Annotated in this window: 17 protein-coding genes; 7 read left to right on the top strand and 10 right to left on the bottom strand. The window is 45.5% G+C overall.

Translation table 11 applies throughout. From position 1 onward, the window contains the following. Window positions 1-34: 34 nt before the first annotated feature. The 6 genes from ACXAH1_RS12930 to dnaK all read right to left on the bottom strand — a co-directional run bounded on the left by ACXAH1_RS12930 (window position 35) and on the right by dnaK (window position 8646). Window positions 35-850 (bottom strand): SMR family transporter, encoded by an 816-nt coding sequence (locus ACXAH1_RS12930; RefSeq protein ID WP_475197231.1) that lies wholly within the window; start codon window positions 848-850, stop codon window positions 35-37. Next, window positions 850-1803 carry a phosphotransferase gene (locus tag ACXAH1_RS12925; protein ID WP_475197230.1) on the bottom strand — a complete coding sequence of 318 codons (954 nt, stop codon included), beginning with the start codon at window positions 1801-1803 and terminating at the stop codon, window positions 850-852. Before ACXAH1_RS12925 ends, ACXAH1_RS12930 begins: the two co-directional genes overlap by 1 nt. A 161-nt stretch (window positions 1804-1964) precedes the next feature. Continuing rightward, window positions 1965-4217 carry an acyl-CoA dehydrogenase gene (locus ACXAH1_RS12920; protein WP_475197229.1) on the bottom strand — a complete coding sequence of 751 codons (2253 nt, stop codon included), beginning with the start codon at window positions 4215-4217 and terminating at the stop codon, window positions 1965-1967. A gap of 255 nt (window positions 4218-4472) precedes the next feature. After that, window positions 4473-4931 (bottom strand): Cys-tRNA(Pro) deacylase, encoded by a 459-nt coding sequence (gene ybaK, locus ACXAH1_RS12915; RefSeq protein WP_475197228.1) that lies wholly within the window; start codon window positions 4929-4931, stop codon window positions 4473-4475. 436 nt (window positions 4932-5367) lie between these two features. After that, entirely contained in the window at window positions 5368-6498 is a 1131-nt protein-coding gene (gene dnaJ, locus ACXAH1_RS12910) for a molecular chaperone DnaJ (RefSeq protein WP_475197226.1), read from the bottom strand. Window positions 6499-6723: 225 nt separating this feature from the next. Then, complete coding sequence (gene dnaK, locus ACXAH1_RS12905; protein WP_138543373.1) at window positions 6724-8646, bottom strand: molecular chaperone DnaK; 1923 nt, start codon at window positions 8644-8646, stop codon at window positions 6724-6726. 216 nt (window positions 8647-8862) lie between these two features. Here dnaK and ACXAH1_RS12900 point away from each other — a divergent pair, with 216 nt between their 5' ends. From ACXAH1_RS12900 to ACXAH1_RS12885, 4 genes are read left to right on the top strand one after another with little or no spacing between them, the layout of a single operon-like run. Further along, complete coding sequence (locus tag ACXAH1_RS12900; RefSeq protein WP_475197222.1) at window positions 8863-9666, top strand: acyl-CoA thioesterase; 804 nt, start codon at window positions 8863-8865, stop codon at window positions 9664-9666. Between the two features lie 58 nt (window positions 9667-9724). Next, the gene (locus tag ACXAH1_RS12895) at window positions 9725-10933 is read left to right on the top strand and encodes a PqiA/YebS family transporter subunit (RefSeq protein ID WP_475197219.1); all 1209 of its coding nucleotides are present in this window, start codon (window positions 9725-9727) and stop codon (window positions 10931-10933) included. Then, the gene (pqiB, locus tag ACXAH1_RS12890; protein WP_475197218.1) at window positions 10926-12584 is read left to right on the top strand and encodes an intermembrane transport protein PqiB; all 1659 of its coding nucleotides are present in this window, start codon (window positions 10926-10928) and stop codon (window positions 12582-12584) included. Before ACXAH1_RS12895 ends, pqiB begins: the two co-directional genes overlap by 8 nt. Next, window positions 12584-13168, top strand: a complete 585-nt coding sequence (locus tag ACXAH1_RS12885; RefSeq protein WP_475197217.1) for a PqiC family protein — start codon at window positions 12584-12586, stop codon at window positions 13166-13168. The genes pqiB and ACXAH1_RS12885 overlap by 1 nt, the downstream gene beginning before the upstream one ends. Before the next feature lie 5 nt (window positions 13169-13173). Here ACXAH1_RS12885 and ACXAH1_RS12880 read toward each other — a convergent pair whose 3' ends face one another. After that, entirely contained in the window at window positions 13174-13692 is a 519-nt protein-coding gene (locus tag ACXAH1_RS12880) for a GNAT family N-acetyltransferase (RefSeq protein WP_475197216.1), read from the bottom strand. Between the two features lie 56 nt (window positions 13693-13748). Beyond that, window positions 13749-16625, bottom strand: coding sequence for an insulinase family protein (locus tag ACXAH1_RS12875; protein WP_475197215.1), 2877 nt, complete (start codon window positions 16623-16625; stop codon window positions 13749-13751). Between the two features lie 271 nt (window positions 16626-16896). Here ACXAH1_RS12875 and ACXAH1_RS12870 point away from each other — a divergent pair, with 271 nt between their 5' ends. Together ACXAH1_RS12870 and ushA are read left to right on the top strand one after the other, a co-directional pair. Beyond that, the gene (locus ACXAH1_RS12870; RefSeq protein WP_054016702.1) at window positions 16897-17082 is read left to right on the top strand and encodes a hypothetical protein; all 186 of its coding nucleotides are present in this window, start codon (window positions 16897-16899) and stop codon (window positions 17080-17082) included. Between the two features lie 69 nt (window positions 17083-17151). Further along, the gene (gene ushA / locus ACXAH1_RS12865; RefSeq protein WP_475197214.1) at window positions 17152-18759 is read left to right on the top strand and encodes a bifunctional UDP-sugar hydrolase/5'-nucleotidase UshA; all 1608 of its coding nucleotides are present in this window, start codon (window positions 17152-17154) and stop codon (window positions 18757-18759) included. 43 nt (window positions 18760-18802) lie between these two features. Here ushA and ACXAH1_RS12860 read toward each other — a convergent pair whose 3' ends face one another. Continuing rightward, on the bottom strand, window positions 18803-19723 hold the full coding sequence (locus ACXAH1_RS12860) for a hypothetical protein (protein WP_475197212.1): 921 nt from the start codon (window positions 19721-19723) through the stop codon (window positions 18803-18805). Continuing rightward, entirely contained in the window at window positions 19713-20561 is an 849-nt protein-coding gene (locus tag ACXAH1_RS12855; RefSeq protein ID WP_475197210.1) for a PhnD/SsuA/transferrin family substrate-binding protein, read from the bottom strand. The genes ACXAH1_RS12860 and ACXAH1_RS12855 overlap by 11 nt, the downstream gene beginning before the upstream one ends. A gap of 269 nt (window positions 20562-20830) precedes the next feature. On the opposite strand from ACXAH1_RS12855, the gene ACXAH1_RS12850 reads away from it, so the two are divergent. Further along, a complete protein-coding gene (locus ACXAH1_RS12850; RefSeq protein ID WP_475197208.1) occupies window positions 20831-21670 on the top strand; it encodes a S1/P1 nuclease in 840 nt (279 codons plus the stop codon). Window positions 21671-21699 lie beyond the last annotated feature (29 nt).

The raw sequence follows: 21699 nt of genomic DNA, 5'->3' as shown, positions 1-21699 counted from the left end.
TGTCGCTCAGGGAGCAGGCACTAAGCTTGCTCTTTTAATATAAGGCCAAGGTCCCGGCAAGGATAACAAAGATACTGAACCACTGGTGGCGTTTTAGTGTTTCTTTATAGAAATAAACGCCTAGCAACGCCGCACTGATAATTCCGATGGCACGTTTAATGGCTTCCATTACCCCAGGCTGTAACTGCTGTAAGGCAACCAGCTGACATAATACAGCGAATGAAAATACGAATGCCGCACATCCCCACAGCCATTTCGATCTCAAAATCAATTTAATGGCTAGCTCAGGCCTGAAAATAATACTGTTTATGAGTACCACGGACAAAGTCAAAAAGATTAAATGAAAGCTGACAGTGCCAAATTTAAGTGCCTGTTTATCGAATACGATGCACATCCCCCAACACAATGCGGTTACCAGCATGTACCCTGTACCCCGCTCTGTCATTGACAGTCTGCCACCTTGTAATATGAACGACCCCAGAGTAATGGCCGTCAAGGCCACTAACTCAGCTTCACCTAACGGCTCTCCCAGCCAGGCCCAGGCAAAAGCGCCAGACACCACAGGGGTGACAGACAGCAAGGGGAGCATCACAGCAATTTTTCCTACTGCTAAGCCGCGAATAAAGCACACACTGCCTAGTGCCGCGAGCAAGCCACTGACAGTGCCTGGAATAAAATACCCTGCTTCAGGCAGAGGGGCTTCGAGCCAGGCCCAGTAAATCAGGTAGCCAGGTAACACCAGCAAACTGAACATAATTGACATTAATGGGGCGCTAAATTGCTGAGCCAATTGCTTGCGCAAGAAATCAAAGCACGCCCAGCACAGAGCACTGAACAGGGCCATCAGCATTACGCTTCTCCAAGTTGTTCAAGGCAAAGCTCTGTTTGGTGGAGCATGTATGATGTCAGTTTTTCATGATCCGGTTTCCAGCCAAGTAAAAAGCGATGAAAATCCGCCCATACAAACGCCCATCGTTGTCGCCAGCACTTTTCCAGGTCGTGAAACTGCTCTTTGGACCAGTGCTCAGCTAATGCCTCAGAAAGCTGCTCAAAGTATACGTCAAGATATTGCTCAGCATGTAACTCCAGATCACGTCCACAATACAAGCTGGTAAGCAGCAGCATAACATCAGCAACTCCAATACCCTCCCCTATATGCTGGAAATCGTAGCCCAACGCCTGACTCCGAGAAAAAGCGAAATTAGCCAGCTTTGCATCACCGTGAATCAGGGTCTGATAGGGACAATCCAACAACCGTTGGTCAATCTGTTTCGCACAGCTTTTAAGTAAGCCTGACGTCATGCGTTCATACTCGTCCGGACGTGTGCTCAAATGCCAGTAGTTTCCTCGCCCGTATATGCCGCGCAGGTTTGGACTGACAAGTCCTGCCGCATGAAAACGCGCCAGCCACGCGATCATTAGATTCACGTGCACAGGGTCTGCTTTGCTGACGTTGTGATATCCCTGAGATTCAAAGTCAGTAAATACAGAGATAAAAACCTGATTTTGGTTTGCTAAGGCTTTTACTTCTGGTAATGCACATTCATTAGCATAACTTTGCGCTGTATCCCGATAAAACCTCAGTTCCTTTTCAAAGGAGCGATACTTACGATTCAGCGAATGCTCACTTTGCGTAATGTGCCTGTGATCGAGCTGTGCTGGCACAGTCGCAACTTTCGCAACGAGCATGTGTCCTTGATAAGTAAACTTATAAATGTGACCACAGCCACTCCACAGCGCTTGGCTGTGCTGCGAGTCTGGCAACATGGTCATCACGTGTGAAACAAGTGTGGTGGCTGACATAACATTCCCTGAGTTCTTAAGTTTATGTTGACAATAACGTACTGAAGATATGTTTATCTCACAGTGTAACACGCCTACAAATACTTCAAGGATAGCAATGACAATGACTTACGAAAAAGCCCCGGTTAAACGGGGCTTTGTAAAAAATATTATTTTACTGCTTATTGATTCACAGCTGATTTGACATTACCTGATCCAGCCTGATCGTCCAGAAGGTTGAGATCAAAGTCAAACTCATCAACACGGATCGCCTTTTCACGCTTGCGGTTGTAGTCAATCAGCTGTGCATACTCAGTCTCAGTGATCACTTTGGCAATCAAGGCATTATCCAGTGTTTCGTAGAAACGCACACCCGCTTTGATTTCGCGCTTCTTCAGGGCCTTCTTCACTTTGCTCAGCAGATCCAGACATGCAATCTTAGCTTTGTAGGCCTGCTCGTTGATGTCGTGTCCATCGCCCGCTTGAGGCTTAACCAGGTGAGTCAACTGGGCTTTGAACGCGGTATCCAGTTGTGCTGCCGTCGCCAATTCACGTACCATGTCATCGTTGATACGTGGCATAGCATGACCAAACTGCAGAGTCAGTACACGCATAAATTTACGCGTTCCGGCCGCCGGGAAGTTGTCCAGAAACTTATGCAGTGCCTGTTCAGCTTCAACCAGTGCATAACGTGTTGCATAGTGGAAGTAAGGTGCAGCCGCTTCTCGGTCTGTAACAGCCACTTTTTGCTCGTAGTACTTAATAGAAGCCATCGCGGCATACAAGTAGCTCATCACATCGCCCAAACGCGCAGACAACATTTCAGCTTGTTTTAACTTTCCGCCCAAAACAAGTAGTGAAAAATCCGCATACACTGCCAGTTTTGCTGACAAACGCTGAGCTGCTTTTTCATATTGCTGCACTTCTGGCAAACTTGATTTGCTGCCCGCCGTGAAAGGCAGCAGACCCAACTTGAATGCACGTAAGCTATTTGCAACGCTGTAGCCAACCGTCTTACGTAATATCTTGTTAAATGTCTTGTCAGCGTTAGCCTCTTCGCTATGAATTGCTTCGACCATTGACTGCAGATATGGGTGACAACGCATTACACCTTGACCAAAAATCATCAGATTACGGGTGAGGATGTTGGCGCCTTCTACTGTAATTGCAATTGGTTGAGCTACGTACCCGCTGGCAAGCGTATTTTGCGGACCGTTCTGAATGGCTTTACCCGCTAAGATATCCATTGCGGAATCAAGTACATCTCGGCCAGTTTCCGTCATGTGATACTTTGCAATTGCCGTGACCACTGAAGGCTTCAGGCCCATTCCCAGACCTTCTGTGGTTAAAACACGCATGGCTTCTTGCAGGTAAGTTTTACCTGCGATATCAGCCAGTTTTTCCTGAATGCCTTCAAACTGACCAATTGCAAGCCCGAACTGCTCACGCACTGCCGCGTACTCAGACGCAGACTTAAGCGCTACCTGACTGGTCGATACGCCCAACGCAGGTAATGAAATACCACGACCAGCCCCCAGACAGCTCACCAGCATTTGCCATCCTCGGCCGATGTTTTGTTGGCCACCGATGATGAAGTCCATCGGAATGAACACTTTCTCACCACGCGTCGTACCGTTATAGAAACGAATACCCATAGGGTCGTGGCGATTGCCCAGTTCAACACCTGGATGTGATTTAGGGATCAGGGCACAGGTAATACCCAGAGATTCTTTACCGCCCAACAAACCTTGTGGGTCAAAGACTTTAAACGCCAGGCCCAGTACCGTGGCAATAGGCGCCAAAGTGATATAGCGTTTGTCCCAGGTCACTTCCAGGCCCAGAACCTCTTCACCATTGTATTCACCTTTGGTTACGATCCCTTGATCAGGAATACCACCTGCATCTGAGCCGGCTTCCGGGCTGGTTAACGCAAAACATGGAATGTCAGTTCCGTTCGCCAAACGTGGCAGGTAGTGTGCCTGCTGCTCTTTAGTGCCGTAGTGCATCAGTAGCTCGCCCGGACCAAGCGAGTTTGGAACCATCACGGTCACAGCAACAGCCGAAGACTTAGTTGCGATAGTGCCCACTATGGTTGAATTTGCATAAGGGCTGAACTCTCTGCCACCGTACTCTTTAGGAATGATCAAAGAGAAGAAACGCTCTTTTTTCAAAAATTCAAGGATATGCTCTGGCAAATGCTTTTCGTTCTGGATCACAGAATCATCGATCATCGCCATCAATTCCTGTACCGGACCGTCCAGAAATGCTTGTTCTTCGCTGCTTAATTTGGCTTCTGGTACCGCGCGCAATGCGTCGAAGTCTGGTTTCCCGCGATAGATAGAGCCTTCAAGCCATACATCACCCGCATCGAGTGCTTCTTGTTCAGTCACCGAAATGCTAGGCAATATTTTTCTTAGTTGTGTTCTTAAACTCATAATAAACTCATCCGACCAGATTGATATAGTTACATTACGGCACAAAATTTCGTTTAGATCAATTACTCTAAGCCTTTTTTTAACGGCTTTTTTACTGAATGGTCTGAGTTGATTAAAAAACCTATAAAGAATTAATAGCTTACAAGTGTTCGCTGAAATTATCTTGTTGTCTGTTTTTTGTTCTGAATTAAGCGTTGATGAGACTTAACTATATCTTTGACGGAGGGGGTTATCGCACAGGGATGATGAGCCAATTCAAAAGTCAGCCACTTGCGCAGAGCAAACTACTTGTAAAGCAATGGGACTCACGGCTAATTCTAGCCCTCGCCGGCCACCGCTCACATAAATCGTATCGTAACTTAGTGCTGAGCTATGCAATATTACTGGTAAGCGCTTCTTATGCGCAAAGGGACTAATACCACCCAGTTGATACCCGGTGGCGTTTTCTGCTTGTTGTTGTGTTGCAAGCTGTGCTTTTTTACCTTTGCAACGCTTGGCAAATACCTTCAAGTCGACCAATTTATTTGCCGGTGTGACTGCGATACTCAACTTACCATCCACATTGATCACTAGCGTTTTAAACACTTGATTGGGTGATAATGCCAAAGCCTCTGTCGCTTCCTGTGCAAAATCGGTAACGTCGGGGTCGTGGTCAAACTTCAAAACTTGATAGCTGATTTTTTGTCGTTCAAGTAAGGTTATCGCAGGGGTCATGGCGGATCTTCCTGGTTTTGTTTGCCTACAAATCAGTAATTGCACTTTATCTGAATTTAAACTTACCCGATGGTGGACAAAGTGCCAAATTAGACTAAAGTCTTATTAACTCTATACGCACTGTATTATTGCAGCTTGGAGTCGTTATGAACAGACATCTTGTTCGTATCGCGGCCGTATGTGCGGTTAGCTACGTTGCTCTGTCTTTTTTGACCAATGAATATCACTTTTGGGAAAGCAGTGTGGCCTGTGCGTCCAAGTGTAAGCGATTAGGCTGTAACGATGGACTTCTCTTAACAGGGCACAGTCGAACGGTGCTGGCATGTAAATGCACTGGAGATATGGATTATCTCATGCTTTTAAACTGAGAGAAAACGGCGCAATTAAGCGCCGTTTGTTTTTCGAGCGTTAAACATTATCAATGACAAATGTCGTATTACTTGGTCAGGTCATCAAAGAACTTCTTCACGCCATCAAAAAACCCCTGAGCCTTGGGACGGTTCTTACCTGCATCACTGCCCATACTCTCTTCCAGCTCTTTTAGTAGCTCTTTTTGTCTCTCATTAAGGTTAACCGGTGTTTCTATCACGACTTTACAGATCAAGTCGCCCACAGCGCCACTACGGACCGACTTCACGCCTTTACCGCGCATTCTGAACATTTTTCCGGTTTGGCTCTCAGAAGGCACTTTGAGGTTTGCTCTGCCATCAAGCGTCGGTACTTCAATTTCCCCACCTAATGCTGCTGTGGTGTAGCTGATAGGCACTTCACAGTACAGGTTATTACCATCACGGACAAAAATCGGGTGCTCTCTCACGCTCACCTGAACATACAGGTCACCAGCTGGTGCACCGTGCATACCCGCTTCGCCCTCTCCTGACAATCTGATACGGTCACCGGTATCAACGCCAGCAGGGATTTTAACAGACAGGGTTTTAGTCTTCTCAACGCGACCCTGACCATGACAACTATCACAGGGGTCCGAAATAACCTGGCCGCTACCCTGACAGGTAGGACAGGTTTGTTGCACCGCGAAGAATCCCTGACGCATTTGCACCTGGCCTGCACCGTGACAGGTAGAACACGTCTTAGGCTTAGATCCAGACTTTGCACCGCTGCCATCACAAGGCTTACAGGATACCCAGGTCGGTACCTGGATCTCGACTTCTTTGCCTCGTACCGCATCTTCCAGGCTCAGATCCAAACTGTAGCGCAAGTCTGCTCCGCGCTGTTGGCGTGACTGACGTCTGCCGCCTCCAAAAATATCACCGAATACGTCCCCGAAAATGTCACCAAAATCAGCACCGCCGCCAAATCCACCATGGCCTGCACCACCGTTTTGTTCAAAGGCAGCATGGCCGTATTGATCATACATCTGGCGTTTTTGACTATCAGTTAAGACTTCGTAGGCTTCTTTTACTTCCTTAAACTTTGCTTCCAGCTCAGCATCGCCCGCCGTTCTGTCTGGGTGATACTTCATTGCAAGGCGTTTATAGGCCTTTTTAATCTCACGTTCACCGGCGTCTTTTGATACCCCAAGAACGTCGTAATAGTCTTGTTTTGACATAGTTCTCACACATCTTACTGAGCGATCAGCCACTATGATGACCGCCTGGCGAATAGGTGTTTAATTGTGCCACAGATGAGGCTTAGCGCCTCTGTTCGTCCACTTATCCGCTCTAATTTAAATACGTCAGAGCCTGCTTACCTTTGCCATTCGCTAGAACTTGAAGGATAAACAGGCCCTGTTTAGCACTCCAGGCTAGGCCTGTGTGCGCTTACAAGTCAACAATTACTTGTCGTCTTTAACTTCTTCAAACTCAGCATCTACTACATCGTCGTCAGCTTTGTTTGCTTGCTGTGCACCTGCGTCACCGCCAGCTTGTTGTTGCGCTTGGGCTTTCGCCTGAGCAATTTCCATTAGCTTCTGAGATTTTTCTGCAAGTGCCTGGGTCTTAGCATCGATTTCTTCTTTGCTTTCGCCTTTAATCGCTGTTTCCAACTCAGACAGTGCCGCTTCGATTGCTGTTTTGTCGTCAGCTGGCAGGTCGTCGCCGGCTTCTTCAATTTGCTTGCGAGTAGCGTGAACCAAAGCATCAGCCTGGTTACGAGCGCCTACCAGCTCTTCGAACTTCTTGTCTTCTTCGGCATTCGCTTCTGCATCACGAACCATATTTTCGATTTCATCGTCGCTCAGACCTGAAGACGCCTGAATCGTGATCTTCTGCTCTTTACCTGTGTCTTTGTCTTTCGCAGATACATGCAAGATGCCGTCCGCGTCAACGTCAAACGTTACTTCGATTTGTGGTACGCCGCGCTGTGCAGGACGAATACCTTCCAGGTTGAACTGGCCAAGAGACTTATTGTCGCTTGAACGCTTACGCTCACCTTGCAGTACATGAATCGTTACCGCAGACTGGTTGTCTTCTGCTGTTGAGAAAGTTTGCGACTTCTTGGTAGGGATCGTCGTGTTTTTCTCAATAAGCGCAGTCATAACCTGACCCATAGTCTCAATACCCAGAGACAGAGGACAAACGTCTAGCAGTAGGACGTCTTTTACATCACCAGCAAGTACACCACCTTGAACCGCAGCACCAACGGCTACCGCTTCATCAGGGTTAACGTCTTTACGAGGCTCTTTACCAAAGAACTCTGCAACTTTCTTCTGTACCAGAGGCATACGTGTTTGACCACCCACCAGGATGATGTCATTTACGTCGCTTACAGACAGATCTGCATCAGCCAGTGCACGCTTTAGTGGCTCGATAGACTGTGCAACCAGGTCTTCAACCAGAGACTCTAGTTTTGCACGAGTTAGCTTCACGTTCATGTGCTTAGGACCTGTTGCGTCAGCAGTAACATAAGGCAGGTTCACCTCAGTTTGCTGTGCAGATGAAAGCTCAATCTTCGCTTTTTCAGCAGCTTCTTTCACACGCTGCATTGCCAGCGGATCGGTTTTCAGGTCAATGCCCTGGTCTTTCTTAAATTCAGCAACCAGGTAGTTGATTACACGGTTATCGAAATCTTCACCACCTAAGTGCGTGTCACCGTTAGTCGCCAGTACTTCGAATGTGTGCTCACCTTCAACTTCATCAATCTCGATGATTGAGATATCGAATGTACCACCACCCAAGTCATATACTGCAACAACGTTGTCGCCTTGTTTTTTGTCCATACCGTAGGCAAGTGCCGCAGCTGTTGGTTCGTTGATGATACGTTTTACATCAAGACCAGCAATACGACCGGCATCTTTTGTTGCCTGACGCTGTGAATCGTTGAAGTAAGCAGGAACTGTGATTACTGCTTCTGTAACTTCTTCGCCCAGGAAATCCTCGGCAGTCTTTTTCATTTTCTTCAGGACTTCAGCAGAAATCTGAGGTGCTGCACGCTTTTCGCCACGTACTTCAACCCAGGCATCGCCATTGTCTGCTTTAACAATCTTAAATGGCATGATGCCGATGTCGCGCTGTACTTCTTCGTCTTCAAAACGACGACCGATCAAACGCTTGATTGCGTACAGTGTGTTCTGAGGGTTAGTCACAGCCTGACGTTTTGCCGGTTGACCTACTAGCGTTTCGCCCTCTTCGGTAAATGCAATAACCGATGGCGTTGTACGATCCCCTTCAGCGTTTTCGATAACGCGTGTCTTATCACCATCAAGTACCGCTACACAAGAGTTAGTAGTACCTAAATCGATTCCAATAATTTTACCCATGTGAATCTTCTCCGACTTCAAAAATTCGTTGTTCTGTTAGATGACTTGATAAATAGGGGCGGCAATTTGTAATTCAAGCGTCACAACAAAAAAAAAGTGATTTTTTTTGAAATTTTTTCGCCATGCCGTTTTTTTCATCAAAATTTTGCTAAATTTGACATTTTCACCCTGGTATGACCAGATAAGAGCATCAAAACCTAACTAAACATAAGTCCTATGACATTTGACGAACTCATTTCTCTACCCGCATTAAAAAACGCACAAGCCCAGCTGACATTGCCAGCGAGCTGGGGTCAGGGCAGAACCGTATTCGGTGGTCTTTCTGCTGCGCTGATGCTGCAAAGCATGCTGCATCAGCTGGGTGACCAAAACAGGCGTCTACTTTCTTTTAGCTGCAATTTTGTAGGTCCGCTTTTAAGCGAACAACCATTCGAGCTCAACACCTTATTATTACGTTCGGGAAAGAGCGCAAGCCAGATGCAAACGACCATCACGCAAAATAACCAGGTTTGCCTTGTCGCCCTAGCCAGCTTTGGGAAACCCCGTACCTCATCGGTCTCGGTACCTGCAGATGATGTCTTTACGTTGCAAAAGGTTAACCCAAAACAAACGCTGCCATATACCGACGGCGTAATGCCCGCCTTTATCCAGCATATCGACCTCAACCTTCAGCAAGGTGCATTACCATTCAGTGGCGCCGACTCAAGTCATATCGGTGGCTGGATGAAGTTCAAATCCCCTGCACAGCCTCACCTGTCAGTATTGCACTTGCTGGCACTCGCTGATGCCTGGCCGCCCACTTTGCTACAATTGTGTAAAGGCCCAACACCTGCAAGCAGTATGTCATGGTATATTGAGTTTCTCAGTGACATTGAGTTACCCGGCTCACAATGGTTTGCTATGGAGGCCGTCACACACCAGGCAGAGCATGGCTACGCAATAGAAGATGCAAAACTATTTTCACAAGATGGCAAGTTACTGGCATTGAGTAGGCAAACCGTAGCGGTATTTGACGGTTGATAAAAACAATTAAGTCACTCACACTATGTGCAGGAGTTAGTAAAGTATTGGTTGAACAGTGATAGTCGCCTGCCAGCATTGTGATTATTTAGTATCTATTAGAGATTTGGGCGAGCAGCAAAGAGCTGTTTGTCCACACTGCGGTAATGTGCTCGCCACAACTCAGCGCAACTATGCTCAGTGGATAGCCGCGTTTAGCCTATCCTCTATTATTTTTCTGCTGTTAAGCTTACAACCACACTTTATATCTTATGCCCAGCATGGCCTCAAACAAACCATCAGCCTGATGGCTGCCATTATGCAGCTGGCCGAGAATTACAGCGTATTTTTAGCCGCGTTGCTTAGTGTAAGCATTGTTATCTTACCGCTCATTGCCAGCACTCTGATACTGATGGTTCACACCCCAATTTGGCAAAAGCTCAACCCGCATAATGCCCGTGTTGTTGCGAAATTCATTATGACCCTGAGGCCGCTCAACCTCGCCGATATTTTTTTGGTCGCGGTATTAATTAGCGCGTTTAAGCTCACTGCATTTGCAGAAATAGAAGTCGGCCTTGGCTTTTGGGCCTATATTCTGTTTGTCCTATGCTTTATTGAGACCCTGTCTTTGTTGAGCCAACATCAGTTGTGGCAATTGCAACAGGCGCATTTCACGCCAACGATAGAACACTGCGCTAAACGGGCAAGCTCCCAACAATTAAAGCAATGCCATGTCTGTCAGCAAATCAGCCGCAGTGAACACTGCCCACGTTGCCTGGCAAAATTAACCTATCGAAAAAATAACTCGATTGCACGCAGCGCGGCCTGGATGTTCACCTCTTTGGTATTTATGGTCCCCGCCTTATCTTTTCCGATCATGGACACCATCAACTTGGGTTTGCATACGCCAGCTACAATATATGGTGGTGTTGAAGTATTGTGGCGAAATGGCTCATATCCTATCGCCATTGTGATTTTCATTGCCAGTATCTGCATTCCTTTACTCAAAGCAGGTACCTTGTTTTATTTACTGTATCGAGTCAGACGCCCAGTCAACCCGAAGGTAACCGCTAAGTTTTATCGTGCACTGGAAGCGGTTGGAAAATGGTCGATGATAGACGTTTTCGTCGTGATTCTCTTGGTTTCTCTCGTTCAGCTTGGTACTGTACTGAGCGTTGAGCCGCAGCCTGGCATTGTATTTTTTACTGCCATGGTTATTTGCCAGATCTTCGCAGTGAACAATTTTGACCCTCGACTACTTTGGGACTCTCTGAACAGACATGAATAAAGAAGCGCATATCGAGCCCAAACCCAGGCTTTCAGTCATCTGGATTGTGCCCCTGTTGGCCGTATTTATTACCGGATGGATGCTCTATCAGCACCAACAAAATAAAGGCCATCAAATATACATCAAGATGAAAAATGCAGATGGTGTTATTGCAGGAAAGACTGAGATTAGGGTCAGGAGTGTTAAGGTTGGTGTGGTAGAGTCTTTGCGCCTGCAAGTGGAGCAAAAAGCCGTTGTAGCTACCGTTCGAATAGACAAACACTACGATAGCTTGCTAACGGAAGATGCAAAGTTTTGGATAGTAAAACCTCGTATTGACCAATCCGGGATCAGTGGGCTCAACACCCTGCTCTCCGGTGTTTACATCGAATTATTACCTGGCGAAAGCAAACAACGCACCAGCCTGTATACACTGCAAGACCAACCCGCACTTATATCCACCGATGTGGAAGGTTTACGGTATCAACTCAGCTCTTCCAGCGGTGAGGTGCTAGATGTGGGAACCGGCATTTTTTTTCGTAACTATCCGATCGGACAGATTGAAAGCGCCATATTTAATACTGACACACTGCAAATGGAATACGGTATTTTTATCGACTCTCCTTATGACAAACTCGTTACCCATAATGCCATTTTTTGGATAAACTCAGGGGTTGAGATCTCTTTGACCAGCGAAGGGATTAATCTCAACACCGGCTCTTTGGCTAAAATGATCAAAGGGGGCATCTCCATCGACTATCCACCTGAGCAAGGGGGCGGGGAAATTGCCACCGAAGGCCGAGCATTTAAATTGCACCAGAATTTTGCGGTTGCGTTGGAGCGACGTTTTGATTTATTTGATCACTACCTGGTTGAGTTTGAGCAGTCGATTCGCGGTTTAAAACCGGGTGCCCCAGTGGAGTATCGCGGTATGCGAGTCGGTACAGTGGAACAGGTGCCTGCAAGGCTCGAACGTGATGGACTGCCACTTTACTTCCAGCAAGGCAACACATCCATTCCCGTTTTAATTAAAATTGAATATGGTCGCATCTATGAAGTCGATGCAAAAGCTAAGCTATATTGGCAAGAAAATATAGAACAATGGGTTAAAAACGGCTTAAGAGCATCACTAAAAAGTGGTAATATTTTAACAGGTGCGGTATATATAGAGCTAGATTTTTACAATTCCACCCATCCGACCAGTTTAGGAATGGATTACGCGTACCCGGTATTACCGAGTGTACCAAGTGGATTTACGGCCTTGTCAGAGCAAGTGATGGCTTTGTTGAACAAGCTGAATAAATTACCTCTGGACAACTCGCTCAACGAGGCACAAAAAACAATGCAGGCATTTACAGCATTGGCTGAAGAAACGCAGGCACTGGTGAATGGTTTCAACACAACGAAAGTATCAGAGAAAGTGGAAAAGAACTTAACACAATTACAGGGAACGCTGACACAGCTTACAGCCAGCCTGAAACAATTTGAGAAAACGCTGAACAATTATCAGAAAGGGTCTGGTATGGTCGAACAGTTAACAGACACCCTGCAAGAACTGGAAAGCTTAAGTAATTCGCTTAAGCCAGTCTCAAAAGGCCTTAACGAACAGCCCAATATGTTGCTGTTCGATAAAGATACTCTGGCAGACCCAGAACCGCGGAAGCAACAGTAATGAAAGGCGTAATCGCGTTAATTGCGCTATTCATGATGGGCTGCACAGGCTCAGCGCCTGCACAGTATAACTACTATAGGTTTAATGCCTCTCATACCGAAACAGGGGATCACGGCACTGAACAGCCCAGAATCTATTTAGATCAGATCAATATCATCGGAGTCGCAGACCAGCAAGCCCTTGTTCAGTATACAGGCGAGCACACTGTCCACATCGCCAATTACCATTACTGGGCTGAACACCCAAAATTGTTGCTTACTAAGGAAACGCTGCGCTATCTGAATGAAACCGGATTTACCCCTGTCTTAACGGTCAATGCAAGTGAGTTCAAACAAGGTGAATACAGGGTATTGATTGAAGTGTCAGACTTGGCAGGCCATTACCAGCAGGGCGCAATACTGCGAGGTAGCTGGCACCTCTACCACACTTCAGCCGAAGGCACCACTCTGTTAGGTGTACATCCGTTTAACTATAGCGCTCCCCTTGATGAGGATGGATTTGACGCACTGATCACCGCCCACCAGAACAACTGGCAGCAATTAATGAAACACTTGCAATCAGAAATTGCCTCCGTTGTACGTTGAAGAAACTATTTATTGAGCTGATTTATATATAAGTTGGTCTGTTCCATGTCTGGTACCAGTTGAAACGTGCCAACCAATAAAAAGTTCAGCTTTCTTAACAATTTATTACTCGCATTATTCTCTGGTGTAGTAATCGCACCTAACGCATTATATTTACCACAGTCGCGAACAAACGTTAGTAAAGCTTGTGCCGCTTCAAACGCGTAACCTTTGCCACACTGTCTATCTAAAAATGCATAACCCAGATCAGGAAAGGCAAGATAAGGCCGCTGGTAGAGCCCGCAAATTCCAATTGCGGTTCCGTCGTGCAATGTAACAATATAGGGACTCGGTGCCGCCAAATCGTAAGGTGTAAAAAATGCACTTTCTATATAGTTTTTTGCATCTTCCAGTGTTCTTATTTGTTTATCCGCAACATTGTCGATAAAACTCTGCTGGTTGAGAAGCTCATAAATTAACTCAGCATCGGAGGTCCTGGCGCGACGCAGGAGCAGACGCTCAGTTTGAGTTATGATATCCGCCATAAAAAATTCCCTTAATATACAAAGCGGGGCAATTGCCCCGCCAGGTTGATAACAACTTATTCGAACTGTGCTTTTTTATAAAGCTCATCCATAGAGTTAACCTTTACTTCATTAGGCAGGGTTGCGAAAGGTTTGTCGGCAAACTTTTTACCACGGATCTGAATGTTCAGCCTCGCAGCGTCTTCATTAAGCATACTCTGCGCAAAGTAAGATTTAAGATCTGCCAAAGTTACCTGCTTAGTAGCTTCGATTAGTTTGGCTCTCGAATCAAAAGCCAGGTTGTTCCGATACCAATCTATGAGAATTGGCTGCGATTCCTCGGCAAGGTTCTTAGGCACTTCTGACAGAGAGAGTAACGCCGCACCTTTGAGTTGATTAAAGGTGCCTTCATCAAGCTCATTGAGTACCTTTGCATATTCTTGTCTGTATGCATCGAATCGAGCCTGCATAGCTTTTACATCCATCACCGGGGTTTGAATGTAAAAGCCCAGTACGGAGTATTCATCGATCCCCTGTGCTATCGCCCCTACAGCATAAGCAAGCTGCTCTTCCGTTCGTAGCGCATTGAAAAGGTGGCTATTCAGGTGCGATTTCAGCACCAGTGCTGCGGCTTTTTGCGCATACCCTGGCGTGGGATGCACAAACATATCGACAATAGCAACATCTGCCGTATCCGTATCCTGCTGCCAGACCAGAGCTTTGCCGGTCTGTGGTTGCAAGAATTTAGCTCTAACATAATCATTGTGCTGTGCAGGCTTGTTAAGGGTACTCTTAACTACCTCGACAACGTTTGCCAGAAACGCTTTATTGTAGTTCCCATAACCAAATATACGTACAGTATGCTGATTCAGCAGTTCATTTTGTGCCTTGACGAAAGCGTCTGGGGTCATCTTACCTGCAATATCAATCAGTACATCTTCATCAAAGTTGCCTGAGCGCACCAGAGTTTGATAGCGACCAAACGCCTGGTAAAATGGGAATTGTTGACTTTGATTTTGAATATTTCTGATAAACCTGTCGGCAGCCTGCTGCAGCTGCTTTTGGCTCGGTTGCACCTTAAAACCATCCAGTGCCTGCGATAGTAAAGCACCTTGTTTATCGGTAAACCCAGATATAGTCAGTATTAATCCGCTATTTACACCAAGCCTTAGCCCCATGCCAGCAACGGATGCTTCGGTTAGTAACTTTGCTTTTTCAATCGAATATAAATCTGCCCACAAAGCGGCAGCTACCTGAACCTGTGCACTGTCTAACGTCTTTGGAGAATTAATGTGTATCTGTAAGCGCCCTTTTGGCTGTAAGCTATATTTTTCACTGGTTTTCTGCCAAACCGCAACGGTACTGTCCTGATAAACCTTATTAACGCTGTCTTCTTGTTCTGATTGCGTTACTATATCAAATTGCTCGGGAAGCAAACGGTTTATGCTTGGTAACGCGAGCTCTGGATTTATACTTGTCTGCCAGGAGACAAGCTCATGTTCAGGAATATCGACAACCTTATAGCGACCATCATAAAAGTGTAGTTGCTGGTCTTGTGGTTCGCTTTTACTGATGTACCAAACGCGAAGCCGCTGAGCATTTAGCTGTTCCAGTACTTCCGTGACGGCCTGTTCGTTGAAATCGGCAAAGAAGTAAGGGGCATTTATCGCATGGTTTACAGGAAACTTTTGCATGCTATCTGCAAGGCCAGAAACATAATCAAACTCATCCCCTCGCTCTAAAAATCTGAACTGGTTAGCCAGTGACGTTTTTATTTCTTTAAAATACTTTCGGTCTACGCCTTGCTCTTTGATAAGCTGGATATACTGCATGACTATTGCAACGGCCTGCTCCCGATGGCTCATACCCAGGTCCGTGAGTTGGATATCAACAGACAAAGAACCATAGTTACCATATAAGTCAGGTACCGCATTGGCTGTCAGCTCTGAGATCCAGCCTTTGTTTTTTAGCACCTGTGCCGGGCTACCCTGCATTTCGTTACTCAGTAAATAGGTTACAAAGTAGTTAGGTTTAAACGCAAACTCATCCATGTTATTGGCAATTGTAAAATCCAGCTTCAATGTTTTCACATCTTCATTCGGGACGTAATGAATGCGCTTTTGCCCTATTTCTGCAAAATCTAGTTGTGCCGTTACACTTGGCGCCTTAATTTGCTTGTTTTTAATCGTTGCAAAGTGTCTGCGTGCTTTTTCTGCCATCTCGGGCAAAGGTAAATTGGAAATCATCACCAATTTCATGATATTCGACGAATAATATTTGTTATAAAAAGCGACCGTTTCTTCATGCAGGTTACTATCTGGTTTATCGCCCAGTGTTTCATTGTTACCAATTAAGAATCGATTTGCGGGGTGGTTGCCCATCATGCTACGCGATAATTTATATTGACCAAAAAAGTCCATCTCACGGCGCATAGACCACTCTGCATTGACCGCATTTTTCTCTTTGTCTGTGTACTCTGGGTAGAGCTTAGGCGATTTGAAGAAATCTGAAAAACGATCAAGCGCTTCATCATAAGCCTGGTTATTTACCTTGAACATATAGTTAGTAATGTCTAACCAGGTGTAGGCGTTATGTGTCCCACCGTTGCGACTCATAAAATCTTTGTAGCCTTGTGTATCAGGATAGCGTTCGGTTCCTAAAAAAAGCATATGTTCGAGATAATGTGCCATCCCTTGCTGGGACATAGGATCATGTAGTAAGCCAACGCCCACACTCAGTGCTGCAGCAGACTTCTCCACTTCAGGGTCTGAGACCAGGATTACCTCAATACCATTAGACAAAGTAAGTGTCTGATACTGCCTTTGATCATTGGGGCTAATAACGAGCGATTTTGCTAGGGGCACAGCTGCAGGTTCCGCGGCTCCGTGATAAGTAGACACACACCCTGATAACAAAGCCAGTGCAATGCTGGCGACTACCATAGTTTTTTTCATTAACTATCCATCTCAATATAATTATTCTGGTCTTGAGGCCATCCCTTAAGGCGACCGTAGTACCCAAACGCTACCATCTTATCTCTGTGTAATTCAATGGTTATTGGGCATTAAAATAAGGTAGTAAGGTCTCAAATACCCTTTTTCCCTTATAGCGATTAGTAATAACAACAAGAAAACCTAAAAGAATTATTTATCACACAGTTTTTTCTATTTGATAACATTAGCTGCGAATAATAGTGCAAACGTTAGATCATCAGGGGCACACATAATGGAAATAAATCAATCTATATGCGACTTTGGACTTCATAGCGGCGAACCTTACAGCAAGCTGCCTGCCAGCTTTCTCAATTGGATGGTTGCCACCGGGCATGCCAAACAGGCTCTGGCTAAAGAAGAGCTGACTCGAAGACACAATGCTGTGTGTGACTCCAGAATGAAGTCAAAAATTCAATAATCGGCTATATTTGCTTAGAGCTTTTAGTTTAAACTAAGGCGCATAGAAAGACCCCACTGAAGTAGACTTATGCGCTTTATCATTCCATCGCTGTTGGCACTATCGCTTTCAGCTTGTTACACAACACAACAAACCGAATCTGATCTAACACTCAACCCTGTTCATTATCTTACTGTGCTTCACACCAATGACCACCATGGCCGCTTTTGGCATAATGAAGACGGTGAATATGGCATGGCAGCACGAAAAACCCTGATAGACAAATTAAGAGCAGAGGCCAACGCACAAGGCCACAGCCTAGTGCTGTTGTCTGGCGGTGACATAAACACAGGAGTACCAGAGTCAGATCTTCAGCACGCAGAGCCCGACTTCAAGGGAATGAGCTTACTTGGTTATGATGCAATGGCCATAGGTAATCACGAATTTGATAACCCACTTGATGTCCTGGACAAGCAGATTGCTTGGTCTAACTTTCCGCTTTTATCTGCCAACATATTACATAAACACAGCGGTGAGCACGCTTATCAACCGTATACGATAATAGAAAAGCAGGGCCTGAAAATCGCGGTTATAGGTTTAACGACGATAGATACTGTGAAAATCGCCAACCCTGAATTCGTTGGCGACCTCGACTTTGTAGAGCCAGCTCCCGTTACTACTCAACTATTACAACGTATCAGGCAACAATATAACCCAGACGTAACAATCGCAGTAACGCATATGGGTCACTATCATGACGCTGCCTATGGCATCAATGCACCGGGAGATGTCACGCTGGCTCGTAATTTGCCTGCCGGTACTCTGGACATGATCATAGGAGGTCACTCTCAGGAGCCTATCTGCATAGATGAAAATGGCGAAGAAGATCCTGACTTTGCTCCTGGCAAAGCATGTAAGCCGGATCAGCAAAACGGCATCTGGATTATGCAGGCTCATGAATGGGGCAAATACGTAGGCAAAGCGGTTTTCAGAATATCTGGAAGTGAGAAAACGCTTGAAAGCTATGAATTGATCCCTGTGAACCTAAAAGATGAACAGGGTCAGTGGGCACATGATTACATAGAACATGACCCGGAGTTAAAAGCATTTTTAGCCCCTTATCAAAAGGCCGGAGAAAGCAAAATTGCGGGCGCCGTTGGGGAAGTCGATGCGTTCTTAGATGGCCGCAGAGACACAGTTCGTTTCAGACAAAGCCCCCTTGGCGATTTGGTCATTAAAGCACAAATGGCAGCCGTAGGTGCAGATTTCGGACTCATCAGCGGCGGAGGGATAAGAGCCAGTATAAAAGCCGGGGAAGTCAGCTACAAAGATATTTTGACAGTGCACCCGTTTCGAAACCGGATCACCTACATAGACTGGACTGGTCAGGAGCTCATCGACTATATGTCAGTTGTTAGCGTGTTTCCGCCAGACTCAGGTGCTTATTTGCAATATCATGGTATCGAGTTCGATATACACGATGGCAAGCTGACAAATGTGAAGATACAAGGAGAGCTCGTTGATCCAAATAAAACTTATCGAATGAGCATTAACAGCTACAACGCAGCTGGTGGAGATGGTTACCCTGTATTAACTGACTTACCAGGATATACAGCGACCGATAGTACCGATGCACAAGTTTTGAGAGATTTTATTGAACGCCACTCCCCCATTAAGCTATCAACATTATCAGACTAGCTTAAAGCACACACGGGCGGCATCTTCCTCCGCCCGTCTTCTATTACTTTCCAATCACTTCAATATCCTCTGCCTTTTGCGCTTTCAATCCATAGCTGTGTAATTTTGAGCGTGACCCCTCCCCGTGCGCTTTAGGCGGGTAAAGCTTTGCTTTTAGCTCAGGTTGGTGTGTTAACAGCTCATCCAGTGCCGCACGGATCTCACTCAGAGTTTTCTCAAGACTGTTTGAAAAATTAGGCCGTTTTCTTATTGTGTGACCCAATGCAACCAGACGATGGAAGTATTTATCTGCGATGTCCAGTAATTCATCTGGCACTTCTTTATTCTGATTGAGTGATACATCAGGGTTGTGTAAACAAAACTCCAGAAGTGCGAGGTAAAAACACAGTGGCTTATTGGCCAGTTGAACCTGTCGAGTCTTGTCACCACTGAGGCATAGTGTCTTTGAATACAAATCGATAACCAGGTGCTGTGGTTTAGGTTTGGCAGCCATAGTGGTAGCCGATTGCCGCTTTGCCTGCTCCCTTTTTTGAGAAACTGACCTATAAAAAGAAAGGTTTAACAAGGCAACTACCAAAGGTAGTATATATAGCCAGCGGTTGTGGTTCGTGTTTGCCTTATAGCGGATAGCGGTATTACCATCCGCGCCTGATAACAGAATCAATTCATCGCTCGCCTGGTCATCTTTTGCAGAGATGCTCAGGACCCGAACCCGGCTCATTTCTTTTTGTAGCCTTTTATTCAGGGTGTCTATATATCCCTTAACACGGGCTGCATCACCGGCATAATTAAGCTGTGGGTTTGCAATTGGAAGGCGATTTTTATCCAAAGCAACACGAAGCTTGATACTCGCCAAGTCTTGCTCAATTATGTGTCTGATTGCTCGCTCATGAGCAAACACAAATACCAGCGAAAAAATGACACTATAAATCGAGAATGCCAGCAAACCTGTTTTACGACTCATCTATTTCTCCAAGAAAATAAACAGGTAGATCATTACATTGCCAATACAGATCCAGTTTATCAAAATAGCTTGAACCGTTATTTTTAGCTACGTCCTGCAACAGGCGCTGTAAAGCGCATGCCAAGTCAGTATTATCAACATCCATTTTTACATACCAGCGGCTACCACTGATATTTTCACCGATAGGGGTAATGTAATTTGCAGAGAACTTGCTCTCGTCACTTTCCTGCCAATAGGTTGCTATAATGTCTAGCTCACCGGCTGAGAGCTTTTCTCTTAACACTTGGTGAGAACTTACATACTGGATATCCAAAACGCGCATATCTAAATCGAGTCGTTTAAACATTTGTTTTGGAATGATATGACCAGAGCGACTGGTTGGATAATCCAGCAAACCAATTTTCTTATCCAGAAAGTACGCTTTCTCTAACCTTGGCTTTTCTCGGTTTGAAATAAAAAATGCAGTATAGGTAGGATAGCCAACGACTGGCATATAATTATAAGTAGACTGCGCTTTTAGTGCCGCCATCACGTTATCTTTTGATAAAGTCAGATCAGCAAGCCCCTTGGCAATGTAGTCAATTTGTTCTGCCAGTTCACCACTGTAGCGAACCTTTACCCGACCATATTGCTTTGCTATCACTTCGTCCTGGCACAAAGCGGGGGCTAACTTTCGGGCCAGAGGCTCCACCGGAACATGCACCCTAAAAACGGCTTTATTACTCGTTGAACGGGTCTCACAGGAGACACTGCTTTCGACCAGTTTTGGTAACTCACCTACCGGCTTGCCCGTGAGATTACTGGCAAGTAACCAACAGCACCAGACTGAGAGAAACAAAACTGTAACAATAGTTGTTTTATTGCTTAGAGAGTGATTATTTTTCAAAACTTCGTATTTCTTAAGTTGCGCGCCCCTATATTAGATCAATTTTTATTACTTATTGCAATAGGTAAACTTACCAAAAAGACATAAACACTTGTTTTAGCTGCTTTATTAACAAGAAATTATGAATCCCATTGAGTCCTTTTCTTTTGCGAAAAAATCCGGACAATTGGCCGCATTCCAAAGGTGTAAACAATACCCGTTTTGGGTAACGAGAATTTTTGATGTTACGAGCTTCTATACAGTCTCTGGTGTTATCTACTGTAATTTTCAGCACCAGTGCTTTGTCTTGGGGTATGAATGGTCATAGAGTCGTGGGTGAATTAGCTCAGCAACACCTTACCCCAGCGACCGAAAAAGCAGTAAAAGCCCTGCTAGCAGAAGATTCACTTGCTGAGGTTTCTACCTGGGCGGATGAAATGCGCTCGAGCTCAGAAACTTTTTGGAAAAAGCAGTCTGGTAAGTGGCACTATATAAATATTAAAGATCCAAGCCGTATGACGCAATATGACGATCCGTCGGTAGAACATAAACACGACGTGAAACACATATTAGACGGCATCAACTACTCTGTTGCTACACTTGAAAACACAAAGTCCTCTTTAGAAGACAAGCAATTCGCGCTAAAGTTCCTGGTTCATTTAGTCGGGGACGCACATCAGCCATTCCATGCCGGCCGTAGTGAAGATCGCGGTGGTAACCTCATTAAAGTGACCTTTTTTAGTGAGGAAACAAACCTACACTCCGTTTTTGATACTAAACTGATTGAACATCAAGCGCTTTCTTACCGGGAATTGAGCGACTTTATTGCAACACGCGATAAAAAGAAAATAGCGCAAATGCTCAACAGTCGCCCCGCCGACTGGCTGGTAGAATCGAATCAAATAGCTGAAAATATTTATAATAGCAATGAAACTGACATCAGCTGGGCGTATATTCATAGGTACACCCCGGTTGTAAAGTCTCGCCTTCTTCAAGGAGGGATTAGACTGGCAGGATTGCTAAACCAAATTTTTGACAAAAATTCAAGACCGCTTGAAACTGCGTTAAAAGCAGCCAAGTGAACCTTGACGATTATTATTTAATAAACCTA

Source organism: Pseudoalteromonas sp. AWH4_217 (genome assembly GCF_056161105.1).
The sequence above is the reverse complement of the archived record's forward strand: the minus strand, read 5'-3'. Positions and strand labels throughout refer to the sequence as shown.

What these genes read in the sequence shown, in the direction of transcription:
- ACXAH1_RS12930 (WP_475197231.1), bottom strand. Translation starts at nt 850, where the DNA reads ATGCTGATGGCCCTGTTCAGTGCTCTGTGCTGGGCGTGCTTTGATTTC.
- ACXAH1_RS12925 (WP_475197230.1), bottom strand. Translation starts at nt 1,803, where the DNA reads ATGTCAGCCACCACACTTGTTTCACACGTGATGACCATGTTGCCAGAC.
- ACXAH1_RS12920 (WP_475197229.1), bottom strand. Translation starts at nt 4,217, where the DNA reads ATGAGTTTAAGAACACAACTAAGAAAAATATTGCCTAGCATTTCGGTG.
- ybaK (WP_475197228.1), bottom strand. Translation starts at nt 4,931, where the DNA reads ATGACCCCTGCGATAACCTTACTTGAACGACAAAAAATCAGCTATCAA.
- dnaJ (WP_475197226.1), bottom strand. Translation starts at nt 6,498, where the DNA reads ATGTCAAAACAAGACTATTACGACGTTCTTGGGGTATCAAAAGACGCC.
- dnaK (WP_138543373.1), bottom strand. Translation starts at nt 8,646, where the DNA reads ATGGGTAAAATTATTGGAATCGATTTAGGTACTACTAACTCTTGTGTA.
- ACXAH1_RS12900 (WP_475197222.1), top strand. Translation starts at nt 8,863, where the DNA reads ATGACATTTGACGAACTCATTTCTCTACCCGCATTAAAAAACGCACAA.
- pqiB (WP_475197218.1), top strand. Translation starts at nt 10,926, where the DNA reads ATGAATAAAGAAGCGCATATCGAGCCCAAACCCAGGCTTTCAGTCATC.
- ACXAH1_RS12885 (WP_475197217.1), top strand. Translation starts at nt 12,584, where the DNA reads ATGAAAGGCGTAATCGCGTTAATTGCGCTATTCATGATGGGCTGCACA.
- ACXAH1_RS12880 (WP_475197216.1), bottom strand. Translation starts at nt 13,692, where the DNA reads ATGGCGGATATCATAACTCAAACTGAGCGTCTGCTCCTGCGTCGCGCC.
- ACXAH1_RS12875 (WP_475197215.1), bottom strand. Translation starts at nt 16,625, where the DNA reads ATGAAAAAAACTATGGTAGTCGCCAGCATTGCACTGGCTTTGTTATCA.
- ACXAH1_RS12870 (WP_054016702.1), top strand. Translation starts at nt 16,897, where the DNA reads ATGGAAATAAATCAATCTATATGCGACTTTGGACTTCATAGCGGCGAA.
- ushA (WP_475197214.1), top strand. Translation starts at nt 17,152, where the DNA reads ATGCGCTTTATCATTCCATCGCTGTTGGCACTATCGCTTTCAGCTTGT.
- ACXAH1_RS12860 (WP_475197212.1), bottom strand. Translation starts at nt 19,723, where the DNA reads ATGAGTCGTAAAACAGGTTTGCTGGCATTCTCGATTTATAGTGTCATT.
- ACXAH1_RS12850 (WP_475197208.1), top strand. Translation starts at nt 20,831, where the DNA reads ATGTTACGAGCTTCTATACAGTCTCTGGTGTTATCTACTGTAATTTTC.